Source organism: Dyella sp. KRB-257 (assembly GCF_049445995.1).
In the GTDB taxonomy this organism is placed as follows: domain Bacteria; phylum Pseudomonadota; class Gammaproteobacteria; order Xanthomonadales; family Rhodanobacteraceae; genus Dyella_A.
Genome location: NZ_JBMSDZ010000031.1, coordinates 1 through 14,643 on the forward strand (window position 1 = coordinate 1; position 14,643 = coordinate 14,643).

12 protein-coding genes are annotated in these 14,643 nt (G+C 62.8%); 7 read left to right on the plus strand and 5 right to left on the minus strand.

Annotation, left to right across the window (positions count from 1 at the left end; genetic code table 11):
* Positions 1 to 215: 215 nt before the first annotated feature.
* Positions 216 to 1,334 carry a ribonuclease D gene (locus tag ACO2Q2_RS16065; RefSeq protein WP_423257202.1) on the minus strand — a complete coding sequence of 373 codons (1,119 nt, stop codon included), beginning with the start codon at positions 1,332 to 1,334 and terminating at the stop codon, positions 216 to 218.
* Between the two features lie 119 nt (positions 1,335 to 1,453).
* Between ACO2Q2_RS16065 and ACO2Q2_RS16070 the strand changes: the two genes are divergently transcribed.
* The 7 genes from ACO2Q2_RS16070 (at position 1,454) to ACO2Q2_RS16100 (ending at position 8,352) form a co-directional block, all read left to right on the plus strand.
* The gene (locus ACO2Q2_RS16070; protein ID WP_423257204.1) at positions 1,454 to 3,406 is read left to right on the plus strand and encodes an SUMF1/EgtB/PvdO family nonheme iron enzyme; all 1,953 of its coding nucleotides are present in this window, start codon (positions 1,454 to 1,456) and stop codon (positions 3,404 to 3,406) included.
* A gap of 217 nt (positions 3,407 to 3,623) precedes the next feature.
* Positions 3,624 to 3,857 (plus strand): hypothetical protein, encoded by a 234-nt coding sequence (locus ACO2Q2_RS16075; RefSeq protein ID WP_423257206.1) that lies wholly within the window; start codon positions 3,624 to 3,626, stop codon positions 3,855 to 3,857.
* A gap of 295 nt (positions 3,858 to 4,152) precedes the next feature.
* Positions 4,153 to 5,505: a tyrosine-type recombinase/integrase gene (locus ACO2Q2_RS16080; protein ID WP_423257208.1), complete on the plus strand. Its 1,353-nt coding sequence runs from the start codon at positions 4,153 to 4,155 to the stop codon at positions 5,503 to 5,505.
* Between the two features lie 76 nt (positions 5,506 to 5,581).
* Entirely contained in the window at positions 5,582 to 5,944 is a 363-nt protein-coding gene (locus ACO2Q2_RS16085; RefSeq protein WP_423257210.1) for a type II toxin-antitoxin system RelE/ParE family toxin, read from the plus strand.
* Positions 5,944 to 6,264 carry a helix-turn-helix domain-containing protein gene (locus tag ACO2Q2_RS16090; protein ID WP_423257212.1) on the plus strand — a complete coding sequence of 107 codons (321 nt, stop codon included), beginning with the start codon at positions 5,944 to 5,946 and terminating at the stop codon, positions 6,262 to 6,264. Before ACO2Q2_RS16085 ends, ACO2Q2_RS16090 begins: the two co-directional genes overlap by 1 nt.
* Before the next feature lie 86 nt (positions 6,265 to 6,350).
* A complete protein-coding gene (locus tag ACO2Q2_RS16095; protein WP_423257214.1) occupies positions 6,351 to 7,649 on the plus strand; it encodes a hypothetical protein in 1,299 nt (432 codons plus the stop codon).
* Positions 7,642 to 8,352: a hypothetical protein gene (locus tag ACO2Q2_RS16100; protein ID WP_423257216.1), complete on the plus strand. Its 711-nt coding sequence runs from the start codon at positions 7,642 to 7,644 to the stop codon at positions 8,350 to 8,352. Before ACO2Q2_RS16095 ends, ACO2Q2_RS16100 begins: the two co-directional genes overlap by 8 nt.
* 112 nt (positions 8,353 to 8,464) lie before the next feature.
* Here ACO2Q2_RS16100 and ACO2Q2_RS16105 read toward each other — a convergent pair whose 3' ends face one another.
* The 4 genes from ACO2Q2_RS16105 to ACO2Q2_RS16120 all read right to left on the minus strand — a co-directional run bounded on the left by ACO2Q2_RS16105 (position 8,465) and on the right by ACO2Q2_RS16120 (position 14,641).
* A complete protein-coding gene (locus tag ACO2Q2_RS16105; protein WP_423257218.1) occupies positions 8,465 to 9,490 on the minus strand; it encodes a hypothetical protein in 1,026 nt (341 codons plus the stop codon).
* 35 nt (positions 9,491 to 9,525) lie between these two features.
* Positions 9,526 to 10,788, minus strand: coding sequence for a hypothetical protein (locus ACO2Q2_RS16110; RefSeq protein WP_423257220.1), 1,263 nt, complete (start codon positions 10,786 to 10,788; stop codon positions 9,526 to 9,528).
* A gap of 371 nt (positions 10,789 to 11,159) precedes the next feature.
* Positions 11,160 to 12,896, minus strand: coding sequence for a UvrD-helicase domain-containing protein (locus tag ACO2Q2_RS16115; protein ID WP_423257222.1), 1,737 nt, complete (start codon positions 12,894 to 12,896; stop codon positions 11,160 to 11,162).
* Entirely contained in the window at positions 12,893 to 14,641 is a 1,749-nt protein-coding gene (locus ACO2Q2_RS16120; RefSeq protein WP_423257224.1) for an ATP-dependent nuclease, read from the minus strand. Before ACO2Q2_RS16120 ends, ACO2Q2_RS16115 begins: the two co-directional genes overlap by 4 nt.
* Positions 14,642 to 14,643 lie beyond the last annotated feature (2 nt).

A 14,643-nucleotide genomic window follows, 5' to 3' on the forward strand; every position in this document is an offset into this window, starting at 1 on the left:
CCTCGGCGATCAAGCCTGCCCGTTCCACCTCACGTTGCGTCATCCCCACCTCCACGGTCACCCCCTCGACGGAAAAGGGGACACTTGTAACTTGCAGGAAGGGGACACTACTAACTGGCAGCTACAGACCCCGGCATGACAGACCCCGGCATGACAGCCCCCGGCATGCAGACCCCGGCATGCAGACCCCGGCATGCGGCATCGGCACCAGCGGCTCAGCCCGGCAACAGGCCGGGCAGGCGGTCGTGCAGCACGCCGTGGCGCCAGCCGTCGAGGAACTCGGGCCACTCGGCGGTAACCACGTATTCCTCCAGGACCTTGCGCGGGCAGAGCAGGCCGCTGGGTAGATCCAGTTCGGCGGCGGCGGCGTCCACGACGTCCTTCATCGCCGCCAGCGCCTTTTTTGCCTCGCCCTGCGGATGGGTGGGAATGGCGGCGGTGGCGGCGATCTCGCCCTCGTCCATCGGCTGGCGCAGCAGTTCGAACAGTTCGGCGCGCTGCGGCGCGCGCAGCGCGCGCTGGCCGCGGCTGCGCTGGTCCAGCTCGGCCGGCGTGCCGGGCGGGTGCTGGGCCAGGCTCATCGCCAGGGCGTCCTCCAGCAGCCAGGGGCGTGGACGATCGAGCGTGCGGGCGGTACGGTCGCGCCACCGCAGCAGGCGGCGCAGCATCGTCTGCTGCGGTGGCGACCATTCGGCTGCACCGCGCATGGCGCGCTGCGGCTGCGCTTCGCCCTCGCGGGCACCGGCGCGATGCTTGAGCCGTTCGCAGTCTTCGGCGTGCCAGGCGCTGCGGTCGCGCTGGTGCAGGCGCTCGCTCAGCTGGGCGTGGATGGAGTCCATGTAGACCACGTCCAGCGTGGCGTACAGGCGCTGGGAGTCGGTGAGCGGGCGCTGCAGCCAGTCCGAGCGGGTCTCGCCCTTGTCCAGATCCACGCTGCACAGCTCGGCGACCAGCGCGCGATAGCTCACGCCCAGGCCCATGCCCGCGAAGGCCGCGGCGATCTGCGTGTCGAACAGCGCGCGTGGACCGCCCGGCAGCAGCGGCGCAAGCGTTTCCAGATCCTCGCCGGCGCTGTGCATCACGGTCACCGTGTTGCCGGTATGCAGCGACGGGTGCAGCGCGTCGCCCAGGTCGAAGGCCAGCGGATCGACCAGCGCGTAGCGCCCGTTCCAGCCCAGTTGCAGCAGGGCAAGCTGCGGATAGAAGGTATTGCGGCGCATGAATTCGGTATCCACGCCCACGATGGCATCGTCCGGGAGTCCGGCCAGCCAGCGATCGAGCATGTCGCGGTGGTCGATCCATGCGGCATCGTTGGGCAGGGCGGGCAGGGACATGCAGCATTTCCTTCGAAAGCGGGGCGTGGCCGCGGACGCGGCGCGCGGGCCGACTCGATGGAATGTCGATTGCCCGCGGTGGGCGTGGCACGATAACAGGCCCCACGAGGACGCCCAAGATGCCCAGCAGCACGAACGTCGCCCGACAGCGCGCCCTCGGCGGCGCCCTTGGTGTGCTCGTGCTGGCGTTCGCGCTCGTGTATCACTTTTTTCCGCGGGTGTTCCACGTCAATCCCGGGGACATGGCGCCGCGCCGTTCGATGGCGCTCGGCGTGGCGACGCAGGCGCGCGGCGCCAGCGCCTCCAGCGCCTCGTCGCTGGTCGATCCGGGCGAGATCGATGCCGGCCCACCGCTCACGCTCGCGCCGGCGGCGGTGATCGCCGCGCGCAGCGCGCACCGCAATCCCGACCTGCCGCAGCAGAAGGGCAAGGATCCGCCCGAGGTGGTCGCCCTGCTGGTGCGTGCCGACAAGGCGCTGCATGCCGGCCAGGTGGCTGGTGCCGAGAACAGTGCCGCGGTGCTCTACCAGCAGGCGCTCAAGCTCAAGCCGGACAGCCGCCGCGCGCTGGAAGGCCTGTACGAGTCGCGCGCACGGCTGGTCGCCGCGATCGGGCAGGACATCGCGGTGGGCGACGCCGACTCGGCCAGGGAGCTGATCGCCACCCTGCGCGCCTTGCCCGGCGCAGCCGACGACGTGAAGAGCCTGCAGGCCAGTCTCGACACCCTGGTGAAAGTGCGCCCGATGCTGGCCCGGGCGGCGACGTTGCTGGACCAGGGCAAGGTCGATCAACCCGAGGACGACAACGCCCTGGCAGTTTATCGACAGGTGCTGGTACTCGATCCGCAGAACGCGGTGGCCCGGCAGGGCCTGCTGCAGGTACAGCGCGCCGTGCTCGATCGCGCCCTGGCGGCCGTGGCACAGAACGACTTTGCCGGCGCGGACAAGGCGTTGGCCGAGGCGCAGGCGATCCAGCCCAACTCGCTGGCACTGCGCGACGTGAGCTCGCGCGTGAAAGGCATGCGCGACCAACGCGCCGGCGGACTGCTGGCACAGGCCCGCTCGGCGCTGGATGCAGGCAACCTGTCGCTGGCCGAGAAACTCGCCGGGCAGGCCCGCGACACCCGGCCGGACCTGCCTGGCCTGGATGATTTCCACGAGCGGCTGATGAATGCCCGCCTGTACGCGAGCTACCACCCCGGCCAGGTGTTCACCGACAGCTTCGTCGATCTCCCCGGCAAGGCACCGGCGATGGTGGTGATCCCTACCGGCAGCTTCCAGATGGGCGCAGCCAACGACGAAGCCGACCGCAACGATACCGAAATCCCGCGCCACGAGGTGACGCTGGCCAAGGGCATGGCGATGGCCCGTACCGAGATCACCGTGGGCCAGTTCCGCGACTTCGTGCGCGCCAGCGGTTACCGGCCCGACTCGGTGACCATGGGCGGCTCCAGCGTCTACGACGAGCGCAGCGGCGTATTGCGCGACGACCCCCGCGCCACCTGGGAGGACGATTACGCCGGCCATCCGGCCGACGATGATCTGCCGGTGGTGAACGTCTCATGGAACGACGCCAAGGCTTACGCCGACTGGCTGAGCAAGCGCACCGGCAAGGTCTATCGCCTGCCTAGCGAGGCCGAGTTCGAATACGCACTGCGCGCCGGCACCACCACCCGCTACTGGTGGGGCGACGGCACGCCTGACAAGCGCGTGGAAAACCTCACCGGTGCGCTGGATCGCTCCCGCAACGGTCGGCGCTGGAGCAATGCCTTCCGCGGCTATCGGGACGCCTATTGGGGGCCGGCACCGGTGATGAGCTTCATGGCCAACCCGTTCGGCCTGTACGACATCAACGGCAACGTTTCCGAATGGGTGGCCGATTGCTGGCATGACAGCTACCTGCGCGCACCGCGCGATGGCAGCGCGTGGATCAACCCCGGCTGCAGCGCCCGCGTGGTGCGTGGCGGCTCGTGGGGCAGCGCGCCGGAGCAGGACCGCTCGGCTTATCGGCAGGGCGTGGAAGCGACGGTGCGCAGTGTGCGCGTCGGTTTCCGGGTAGTGCGCGAGCTCTGAAGCCCGAACGCTGAGCGGCTTCTGACTGGCGGCGGGCGCCATCACATTTGTGCGCGGAAATCGCGCTATGTTCACCACTCCGGCACGCAGCGGAATGTGCACGCCGGGTGGTGCAGTACCCGCTACCGTTTTTTCCGGAATCTTTTCCCGGAATCCTTCCGGTTCATCGGGAAGGACTCGGCCCTTGGCCCCCCCAAGACCTGTCGAGGAAGCTGCCATGGATCCGCAACCGGTTCGCCTGTTCGTCCCGTACACCGACGACACGCCGTGGATCGTGCGCCGCGAGGTGGTCCGCGTGGGCACCTTCGGCAGCCGCTCCGACGCGGTCCGCGCCGCCATGGCGATGCGCTCCAAGCTCAGCCGCGCCTGGGGCCTGGATCATCCACCGGTACAGGTGCAGGAATGCGACGGCAGCTGGCACGACGCAGACGAGGGCGAACTGTTCGGCTGAACCGGTGCCACGTGCCGCGGCCGCCAAAGAAAAACCCCGCGCGAGGCGGGGTTCTTCATGTCTGGTACCGGTGATAGGACTCGAACCTACACGACATCGCTGCCAGCGGATTTTGAGATTGTTCTTGAGGAATAGCATGGGACTACGCTGGAACTCGCCAAGCCTTGCTGGGCTTGGTTTTCCAAGGGGTTAGTCCCGTCTAACCTTACGCCTTGACCAGACCGATTGCGGCACACTTTCCGATGCCGTGGCTCCTGGCTGGTTCCTGCGTTCGATCTCGAACTAGGAGGGCGTCATGGCCAAGATCAAGCTCACCAAATCCGCCGTCGATGCGGCCGAAGTCACCGGCAAAGACTACGAACTGCGGGACACTATTGTCCCCGGATTCCTCTGCAAAGTCACCGCTCACGGCCGCAAGGTCTTCATGCTCCAGTACCGCACGAACTGGAGCGAGCGCCGCAAGCCGAAAATCGGCCAGTTCGGCGAGCTGACCGTTGAGCAGGCCCGCTCGATCGCGCAGGACTGGCTGGCCGACGTGCGCAAGGGCAGCGACCCCAGTGCCGCCAAGCTGGCCGCGCGCATGGCCCCCACGGTCAAGGAGTTGTGCGAGCAGTTCATCGAGGAATACTCGAAGCCGCGCAACAAGCCCCGCACGGTCGATACCTACCAGGGCTACATCGACCGTCACATCATCCCGGCGTTGGGCAAGATGAAGGTGCCCGACCTGACGCGCGCGGACATTACGGCGCTGATGCGGGACAAGGCGCATATCGCCGTCACGGCCAACCGGATTCTGGCTTGCCTCCGCAAGATGCTTAACATGGCCGAAGTGTGGGGCTACCGGCCGGACGGCTCTAACCCGTGCCGTCACGTCCCCAAGTACCGAGAAGATGGCGAGACGCGCTACATCGTCAACGACGAGCTGGCGCGCCTCTATGCCTATCTCGACCGGGCGGATGCCGAAGGGCTGGAACACCCGACCCTGACGTTGGCAATCCGCCTGCAATTCGAGTTTTCGGCACGCATGATAGAGATCCGCACGCTTGAATGGGCTTGGGTCGATTTCGAGAATCGCCGCGTCGTCTGGCCAGATAGCAAGACCGGCGACATTTCCAAGCCGATGAGCGAAGCAGCCTACCAACTGTTGTCCAATGCCCCGCGCATCAACGATTCGCCTTACGTGTGCCCGGCCGTCTTCGACAGCAAGGAGCCGCTGCCTGAAAGCACCTATTACAACTCCTGGCGGCGCATCTTGGAACGGGCCAAGGTGCCGCATGTCGGCACGCACGGCATTCGTCATCGCGCGGCCACTGACATCGCCAATTCCGGCGTTCCCATCAAGGTCGGCATGGCGCTGACCGCGCACAAGACCGTCACGCAGTTCATGACGTATGTGCATACCGAGGATGACCCGGTGCGGGCGGCTGCCGAGAAGGTCGCCAAACTGCGGCGGGACGCCATCGACAGCCGGGCGTCGGCTACGCCGACTACGCAGCCGCTGGCCGCTTGCCCCGTCGCGGAAGGTGAGAAGACTCGCACCAGTCAGGGCAACTATCGACCCTACCGCTACCGAAAAAGCCCGAAGCGCGCAGTGCCGCCTGGCACAAAGCGCGCAGCGCCAGAAGTGCCGGTGGCGGCCGGCTCCTGAACGTGGCGCCTGAATTGTCGTATCAGCGATACGACAATTCAGGGCTTGCCATTCATACTCGAACGGATATAATTTCATGGTACAGAAACGCAAGCTTCTCTATTGGGAAGGCTCGTCGAAAAAGGACTTCAAAGAGTTCCCGGTCGACGTGCAGAAGGACATGGGCGTGGCGCTCTTCGTCGTCCAGCTGGGCGGCACGCCGGATTCGGCCAAGCTTTGGAAGGGGCTGGGTTCCGGCGTGTACGAACTGGTAGAAGACCACCGGGGCGACACCTTTCGCGCGGTCTATACCGTGCGGTTTGGCGACGCGGTGCATGTGCTGCATACGTTCCAGAAGAAATCCAAGTCCGGTATTGCCACGCCGCAGCCGGACGTGGAGTTGATCGAGAAGCGGCTGAAAGCAGTGCTTGCCCGCTATGGGGCGAGCGGGAGAACGTGATGGCTCGCAAAGACAATCCACAAGGCACCGACAACGTGCTGCTGGATCTCGGTTTCGACGACGCGGAAGAACTGTCGGCGAAGGCAGCGCTCGCGCTCAAGCTCAACGAGCTGATTGATCGACGAGGCTTGAGCCAGAACGAGGCGGCGGCAATCACCGGTATGACCCAACCCAAGGTGTCACAAGTGCGCCGTTACAAGCTCCAGAACATTTCGTTGGAGCGGTTGATGCAGGCGCTGGTGTCGCTGGATCAGCGTGTCGAAATCATCGTACAGCCAGCGCGGCGCACCCATGCGCCCGGTATCTCCGTTGCCGCTTGATCGTCTCGCGCGTTGCCGGTACGCCGCACTTGGGCCAGGTTTCGCTCGAACGCTTCATCGTGACGCAAGGGTGGTGAACATTAAGCATGGATGAGGCCGTCATCGTCTTTTCGCGGAAAGGGTTGTTTCAGACCCGAATCACTGCGCGCGATGTGCGTAGTCGGGAACACGCGCGCAAGCTATGGCCTCTGGTGTCTCCTGATGCGTTGAGGCAAATGGTAACGTGGGTTAGTCCCACTTTTGAGAACGGGGAGCTACGCCGCCGTTCCCACTTCCGGCAGCTTCCCGCCGATCACACGTACAACCTAAGAGCACACTTTGACGACGAAGAAGGTCGTCGGCAGCGCACCGTGCAAGAAAGCCCCGAACACCGGCACGCCAAGGAATTGATCGCCGCAGAGCTTGCGCGGCGCATGGATGCCGGGCTTGCGATGCCTTGGTCATTCAAGGACGTGGATGCGTCGGATTACCCGTTGGAAGGCAACTTGTTGCTCGGCGCCGACAGCGTGGCGAGCGAACATCCGCTGGAAACTCCTTTCGGCAGTCGGTTCCGGCTTGACGTCGCTGTGCTCGGCCCACCTGTCCTGACGGAACCAATGGTGCTGGGAGGCGTGGAAATCGAACTTGGACACGCTTTCGATGGGCGCAAGGCGCTGATCGGCAAGTCGCTCGGCTTTCCGCTCATCTCCATCGACATCACCGAGATGACACTGGCCGAGCTTACGCCGGAATGGGCGAAGCAGGTATTGACCGCGACCACGCGGAGCCACGAGCAAGGGCGTCGGCAGACGTACATCTATCTCCACGATCTGCTGTACCCCCTCTACGCGCAACTTCCGGCGTTCCTCGATAGCGAGCAGCGTCACCAGTTCCTGGTGTTTGCAGACGACGCCACCTTGCACAAGCTGGTGCACTGGATGAACCTGCTGGCCGACAAGTTGGGGTACCCAAAGAGTACGGTCGCCGTGGCGTTGGTCAACGGGAAAAACGAGCAATCGCGCAAGATGCTGGAGCGCGCAGGACAGGTCGTTGGACCAGACTGGAAAGGCTTCAACGACCAGCGATGCCTGCGCCTTACGCTTCCACGCCCCAAAGGCCCGGCAGACCTCCAGGCCCATCGTTTCCACATGACGATGGCACGCGTGCTGCTGTCGCACACGGATGCGCTCGTTGGATACAAGTATTGCAACGGTGTGGATAACAACCACCCGGAAGATGATGTCTGGGTCGCGCATCGCTGGGTTGCCGAGCTGAGTAAGCACACCGAGCATCGTGTCTTGCCGAAGCGGTTGGCCGAGCCGATCAACAGGTTGATCGCGGTGGTTTCGGACTTACATCGTAGTCATACAGCGGCCCCTCAAGAAGTGCGTCCGTCCGATGCCTGACATCATCCTGCGGGCAAATACCTTGGCGGAGTTAAAGGCCAGGCTGGCCGAGTTGGATATTGAAGTCCCTGCACGCTCGGAAGGACGCAAGCCTTGCCATGCGGAGCGGTACGGCATCGCGCACTTGCTGGCGACGCTGCCGGCAGGACGGCTCTCGTTTCCGTTGACGCTTACCCATCGGGACAGACCGGATTTCCTGTTGGCCATGCCCGATGGCGACGACGTCGGGATCGAACACACGGAAGCCGTGCCCGAGAACGTTGCCCGTGCGCAGTTCCTGCGAGGGAGGGGCTTGGGGCCGGATGTTTACTTCACCCCTCACGTTACGCCGGGTGAACCACGGAAGACGGCCGCGGAACTTAAGCGCGAGATCGAGGCGGATGCCCCCGGTGGTGCTTGGGTCGGCGATTCACCGGAGCGCGAATGGGCGGCAGCAATAGCCCACTATGTCAAAGAGAAGTTGCCTAAGGCAACCGCTGAAGGGTTCGTTCGATACCGGGCCAACTGGCTGATCGTCTATGACAACTGGCCGTTGCCGACCGTCAGCTATGCCAAAGCGGCAACATACCTAGCGCCGCTCCTGATGGAGATTGGCGCCTTTTCGGTATTCGATGCGATCTTTGTCCATGACGACTCGCATATGTGCGAGTTTCGTGATGCCCCAGCTAACCATGTACTGCGGCCACTGCAGGCACCGAGGTAGTAGCCGATCCCGCCTTGCGCTTTTGGCCGTCTCCCCACGGCGTTTCTCGATCAGCGTGCGCCATGTTTCCCGCGCCGTGATGTCGGCAAGTAGTTCATCAGGATCGGCGAAGCTAACCTTGCCCGGTCAACTGGGCGTCGGAAAACATGACCCGGTCTATACCCCAGAAATCCAGCAGGCATGAAAGCACGCTCCGAAGCTCGATGCTCGCGGTCTTGTGAAAGGCAAAGTCCCTTGCCATGGCCAACTGCTCAAATTCACGGGCTACAGCGAAGAGCGTGCGGGCGACTTCATACCGTGCAAAGAATTCGCCGAGAATGGCCGTGTTCATTTGAGCGAGCTGCTTCTCGACGCTGGTCCTCACCTGGCGGGAGATTGCCGGCCCGTCACTCGCATGTTGCTCGACTAGTCCCATCGCGACATTCAGCACTTTTTTTAGGCCGTTACTACCGCGCGAACCATAGGTGAACCCGTCCTTGATCAGTGCGCTGCGTTCGGATTGCTCGTGGAACGAAAGCTCTTTCATGCAATAGTCGACGGCGACGGCGATGAACGAGCAGACCAGATAGAGACAGCGCAGGGCCGTCTCACGTTGGTTCCCTTTGGTGATCGCCTGCTCGGCAAAGAAACGGGCATGCTCCAGCCACAGATTGCAACTATCGAACGACAGTGAGTGAGCGAGCAGGCTCTTCGACAGCGTGACACGTCCTCGCCAGTCGCCATCGATCTTGCTGAACGAATATTCGTTGATCTTTCCGAAAAACTCTTCGTCGGTAAGGCGCGTGCTATTGGGTTCGTCTGAATGGGCAAGCTTGCCGAGAAAGGCGCCATCCAGCACAAGCACACCTAGCTCCCGGCCGAAATTTTTGACCTCCTGGCGTTTTTCCGTGGTGGCCACGATTGCATTGGTCGCCTTGCTGGCGATCCGCAGCCCCTGCACCCAAAAAATGCGTTCGATGGCTTGCGGTGTCTTCTTGTTTTTCGCATCGACCAGGGTCACTTCACGCGACACGGAGGATATCCGGCTGTAGAGCCAAAGATCGATGTCCGTGACATCGAAGCCTTCGTAGACGAATGGGACGCCACGCACAACGTAGTAGCCGGCCTTGAGAAAATAGCTGCGCAGCAGCTCTTCCATCCTGGGGCCTTTAGGGAGCGCGTTCGAGTGCGTACTCACAGGCCACCTCCAGTACGCAGCACGGACAGCATGTCATTGGTTGCCTTGGGGCTCATTTGGGTTTGCGCCCGACGAACCCTCTCACGGTTGAGCTCGGGGCCCTTGAAGTTCGTGACGGCTGCTGTCGGCAGCGCGCTCAAGGAGTGCTCGCTGACGTCGCCCTGGCGGATTGCCTGAAGTGCCAGTTCTCCCACTTCGGTTTTCAACAGACGCAGCATGGGTCCGGTGCGTCCCTTCTTCGAACCCTGCTTAACCTCCACCACGCCCTTAAGTTCCAGCACTCTGTAGTCTTCGGCAATGGCGCGCACGGGTCCCACACTTTCGCCCCGAACCAGCGCGCTCAGCAGGGCATCGACCATCTGAATTTGCCCACGGGCATACGTACTCTTCGTCATGCCGTAGGTCACCGAGCTCACAAAGGCTTTGGCCAGGTCGAAGGCGTCGTCGATCATCGAATTGCTGTATTTGGAGAAGGCTGACGGCAACGTGAGAAAGCCCACATCCTCCGTAGAGTTGCTGACGACGCTGATATCGAACAGACCGATAGCGGTTACCTTCTGGAACAGCGTTTCGCCGAGGAACTGCTTCGCAGAATCGACGCTGACACAGGCCCGTTTTTTCAGCATGTCAGTCAATTCCGTCAACTTCGTCTGCTCGGCGGGCTGGAGGGAGTTGAGCACTGCCATAATCTTCTGGGTGGTATCGCGTCGGAACAAGTTGCCATTGAACAGCAGCTTGTCGTTCCCTCCCAGTTTTTCTACATCGACGAATCCGATCTGCTCCGAGTCGGCCAGCAATTGACCGAGCTCCGCAGTGGGAAGCTTGTAGGTATCTGCCAGATCGCCAGCGACGTCCCGAGAGAGGATGGGTGACTGCGAAGCCCGCTCAGCAAGGACCAAAGAGGCTTCCTCGCTGGCACCAGGCCGAAGTGCGTCGAAAATATCGGACGTGTGCTGCAGGGCGCTGGCCGTCGTGACGCCCAGTACGGCAACGCCGCTGGACGAGCTATCGATCAGCTCCTGCTTCTCCAGCACTTCAATGAGCTTGGGCAGCTCGAACGTCGTATTGATATTCGCTGCCTTGGCGAGGACATTCAGACGATCCTGGTTGACCGTGATTTGGCGGTTCGCCGAAATCGCCGATAGCAAAATTCCCGCCTTGCCTGCCAGATATGTCTTTTCATACCCCGACTGGTTGGTGACGCTCTGCAGCTTGTTCGTGTGGTGAATGAGCCACGATCCCTTGGTCTTCTTGTCCATGCGGTTCCCTGTTCCCGTGTTTCTGTCAACCTTTCTCTTATCGGCGACGCCGTTGTCGGCCGATGTACGTGATGTGCGCCACGGAGAGCATGCCTTGGATCTGCATGTACTGCGAAGGCTTGGTCAGACCAAGGGTCTGAACAAATTGTGCCATGAAACAGGCGTATACCTGCCGTCGATACGGGCGTTCCCGCGCCAGCGAACCGCCTACGAGGATCGCTGAAGTCGGCCAACCAGCGACTACGCCATCGACGGTGTGCAAATGGGGCAGTGCGACGCTATGCCCAGCCAGCCAGCGCCCAAACTGCTGCGCCATCGCTGATAGGGGCTGCAGGTCATCCCTCCGACAGCCATAGGGCCGATTGTCAGCCTCACGCCAGTGCTGCAGCGCCCGCTTCCTGAAACCCCCGGGCGAGCAGGACGGGTCGCAATTCCTCCAGTGCGTTAACCGGTACGCCAAGCCACAGGAGGTTGCGGGCACGGGTTACTGCGACGTAGCCGATGCGCCCGACCTCGGTATCCACGCCGGCTAACAGCGCGTTGGCATGGTCACGGTTCGCCAGGTACAGCACTGCATCGAGGCTTTCGCCCTTCGCCTGATGAATCGTATCCACGCGGATTCGCGGCATGTCGTTGTTGGCTGCCAGATCAACTGCGGCGATCAGCGGAGTATGGGGTAAACCCCTGCGCGCAAGCTTGTTGCCCAGATTGTTTGCACTCGCCAGCCCGTGCTTCTGCTCGATCGTCGCCAACAGCGCCCGCGCTCTTTCGAGCAACTGCGGGTGCCACTGCGTGCCCCCGATCAATGTAACGGCGGGCAGCCCCAATTCCGGGTCGCGGGTGAACGCCCATACGAGCCGGCGCAGTAGCCGATCATCTGGGTAGCGCGCAGGCTGCGTGATCCGTGCGACGAGTCCCTGCGGCGGATTGGCCAGCAAGCCGACGATACAGGCGGCCACCAGTTTGAACGCGCCGAGATAGTCATGATGCCGATCCCGCAGGATCGCGGCCTGTGCCAGAGCTTTGACGGTTCCCTGGCCCGGCGCACCTTCATTGCCGGCGAGCCGGTCGGCCATGTCGCGACCTCGACAGAGCACCGCCGAGCGTTCGAGATTCAGGCCGGCGACCAATACCGCAGCCTGGAATGCGGCGATGAGGTTCTCGCGTTCGGCATTGCGGTAGGGCACGAAGTACGTGCCATGCGTCGTCTCGGGTGCACTCCGATCAGCGGTGTCGATACGCGCCGAGAGCCCGTTGGCAAGGGCCAGTATCGCCGGTACGGAGCGGTAGTTCCTGGTCAGGCCGAGACTGTTGACGCCTTGCCGTTCTCCGTACTGCGTCAGGAAAGTCCCGTTCGCACCGGCGAACTCGTAGATGCCCTGGTTCGGGTCGCCGATCAGCGAGACCTGGCAGCCCGCGTTGATAAACTGCTCGATGATGGCCTGGTGCACCGTGCCGATGTCCTGCGCCTCGTCGATCAGGATATGGGGGTAGCGACGGATCAGCACGCGCAGGATGCTGGGCTGGTCGTCCAGCACGCGGTGACACCAGTAGCGCCCGAGGTTGTGAGTGTAGGCACCCACCTGCCCGAGACGGTGGACGAGACCCGTCGCATACGCGGTGTCCAGCCTTTGCGTCCTGTCGTTGTCGGCATAGCAGAAGTAGACATTGCCGCGGTCGAAGCCAACCTGCATCTTCGTGATCTCGCGCGGATACGTGCCGGTCTGGAACTTGAAGCCGTTGAGGAACGCTTCTCCGCCCGTCACCAAGAATGCGGCCTGCTGCGCGCCCATCGTCCGATAGGCGTGCGGATGCAGGACATTGCGGGTGATGAATCCGTCCAATGTGTCGATCTCGACGCGATCATGGGTAAATCCGCCGGACGCGCTCTGCGCCAGGTTTTGGTACTCCCGCCTGAACGTGTCCACCGCGACATTGGAGAACGAGAGGAGAGCGACGCGGCCACGGTGTTCACCGAGATGCTGACGCATCTGCGCGAGTCGGCGCACGGCGGTGAACGTCTTGCCGCTGCCGGCGCAGGCGATCACGGACATCGGCGCGAGCGGCGCGCCAATGATCTGCAGCTGCTCGTCGGATACCTGGGTCATGGAGCGGCCTGTTGAACCTGGCAGGCATGGGCGATCGCCTCGCTTATGTAGTCCGGTACCACGCAGGCGGCGCCATCGACAAACACCTGTGCCAGGGCTTGGCCGAAGCGGCCTTTCTGCACGTTATTCTGCGGGCGCTCGAACATGCCGCTGAACAGGGCGCGCGCCTTTGCTGCGTCGCCTTCGACAGCGTCGACCGCCGCCGAGACCGCTTTGCCGATCTTCGGGTGAAGCTCCGTGAGAGCGGCCAGCATCGCAGTTCGGTTGTCGGCATGTAGCGCCAGGTCGTACTCCAGCGTCTTGAGTCCGTGGAAGACTTTGACGAAGGTGTCTTCACGTTCCTTCATCTTGGCGGTGTTGTCCGACACGTTCACCGCGTCGCCAAGCGCCGGATAGAGAGCTTGCGCCTCCCCGCCGCCTTCCGGTTCAGCAGTCGGATCGGCGTCGGTGATGACTGCCACCGGGATCTTCAATGCCTTTTCGCCGAACAGCGGGAGGAACGAATCGAAGTTCAGACCTTCGACGCTGATCAGGCTGACGCCATGCGCGCGTAGCTTGTGGCCGCACTTCTCCGCCAGCACGCTTACCAGCATCAGCTCGGCGGCACCTTCGACGAAGATGACGCGCCGGGCAAAGAACAGTTCGGCACGGGTCACGTCGAGATAGCGCTCCAATTTCTCGCGCTTTCCCTTGTCGAAGGTGATCGTGCGTGGAAAGAACGTCTCCACGGAATTCCCCGTGTCGACCAGACAGACCAGCCTGTCGAGGTCGGCGATGCTGGCGAAGTTGGGGGAATGGCTGGTGACGAACAACTGGACGGGCTTCTCGCCCTCAACCGCCTTGATCATCTCCAGATAGCTGAGCAGCACGGCCTGGAGTTGCGGATGCAGGTGCGCCTCCGGTTCCTCGACGATCAGACTGCGGTATCTCGCGTCAGGGTTCTTGGCCAGCTCGCTGAGCACCACGGCCATGAAGATTAAGTTGTTGAAGCCGAGTCCGTTCTGCTCGATCTCGAACGTATCCACCAGCAGCGATAAGCGCGAAGCCAGCCGCTGGAAATCGCTGCCGCTCAAGCCGAGGTCGAGCACCTGGGCAAGCTGCGGGCCGAGCATGCTGTCGTGGCGACCCTTGATCGCCGTATGAGTGTTGACGACCGGCTCGTGCTTCTTCAGTTCTTCGTCGAGCTTCTTCAGCACGTCGTTGATGCCTTCGCGTCCCGCGTCGTCGGCGAGGAGCTGGAACAGGCGTGACAACTGACTGCTGCGGCTAGGCTTGAGTCCCTGCGAGGCATCCCGCAGCGGCGGCAGATAGACACCGCGCAAGTTCTCCATCATGTCGGTGGTCAGGCCAAGGTCCTCGTGGTCGCCACACCAGCGCTTGGCACGCAGTCGGCCGGTCTTGTCGGCTTCCGAGTAACGGATGGAGATATGGGCCTCAAGCTTGCCGGCGTCGCCGGGTTTCAGTGCTGCGAGGAAATCGGCTTCATCGTCCGCATCCAGGTCGCGAAAAACGTATCGGAACTCGATGTCACCCGCTGGCGCCCCACCTTTGGGGCGGTGCATGTCTTCGCCATCCAGTCGAGGGTAGGGTTCGTCGTATCCCGCCAACAGCGCGCGCAGCGCGTCGATAACGGCGGTCTTGCCGACGTTGTTGGCCCCGACCAGAACGTTCAATCCGGGCTGGAAGCTCAAATCAACTTTCTGCAGCTTTCTGAAATTCGATATTTTCAATTGCGCTAGATACACCG

What these genes read in the sequence shown, in the direction of transcription:
- ACO2Q2_RS16065 (WP_423257202.1), bottom strand. Translation starts at nt 1,334, where the DNA reads ATGTCCCTGCCCGCCCTGCCCAACGATGCCGCATGGATCGACCACCGC.
- ACO2Q2_RS16070 (WP_423257204.1), top strand. Translation starts at nt 1,454, where the DNA reads ATGCCCAGCAGCACGAACGTCGCCCGACAGCGCGCCCTCGGCGGCGCC.
- ACO2Q2_RS16075 (WP_423257206.1), top strand. Translation starts at nt 3,624, where the DNA reads ATGGATCCGCAACCGGTTCGCCTGTTCGTCCCGTACACCGACGACACG.
- ACO2Q2_RS16080 (WP_423257208.1), top strand. Translation starts at nt 4,153, where the DNA reads ATGGCCAAGATCAAGCTCACCAAATCCGCCGTCGATGCGGCCGAAGTC.
- ACO2Q2_RS16085 (WP_423257210.1), top strand. Translation starts at nt 5,582, where the DNA reads ATGGTACAGAAACGCAAGCTTCTCTATTGGGAAGGCTCGTCGAAAAAG.
- ACO2Q2_RS16090 (WP_423257212.1), top strand. Translation starts at nt 5,944, where the DNA reads ATGGCTCGCAAAGACAATCCACAAGGCACCGACAACGTGCTGCTGGAT.
- ACO2Q2_RS16095 (WP_423257214.1), top strand. Translation starts at nt 6,351, where the DNA reads ATGGATGAGGCCGTCATCGTCTTTTCGCGGAAAGGGTTGTTTCAGACC.
- ACO2Q2_RS16100 (WP_423257216.1), top strand. Translation starts at nt 7,642, where the DNA reads ATGCCTGACATCATCCTGCGGGCAAATACCTTGGCGGAGTTAAAGGCC.
- ACO2Q2_RS16105 (WP_423257218.1), bottom strand. Translation starts at nt 9,490, where the DNA reads ATGGAAGAGCTGCTGCGCAGCTATTTTCTCAAGGCCGGCTACTACGTT.
- ACO2Q2_RS16110 (WP_423257220.1), bottom strand. Translation starts at nt 10,788, where the DNA reads ATGGACAAGAAGACCAAGGGATCGTGGCTCATTCACCACACGAACAAG.
- ACO2Q2_RS16115 (WP_423257222.1), bottom strand. Translation starts at nt 12,896, where the DNA reads ATGACCCAGGTATCCGACGAGCAGCTGCAGATCATTGGCGCGCCGCTC.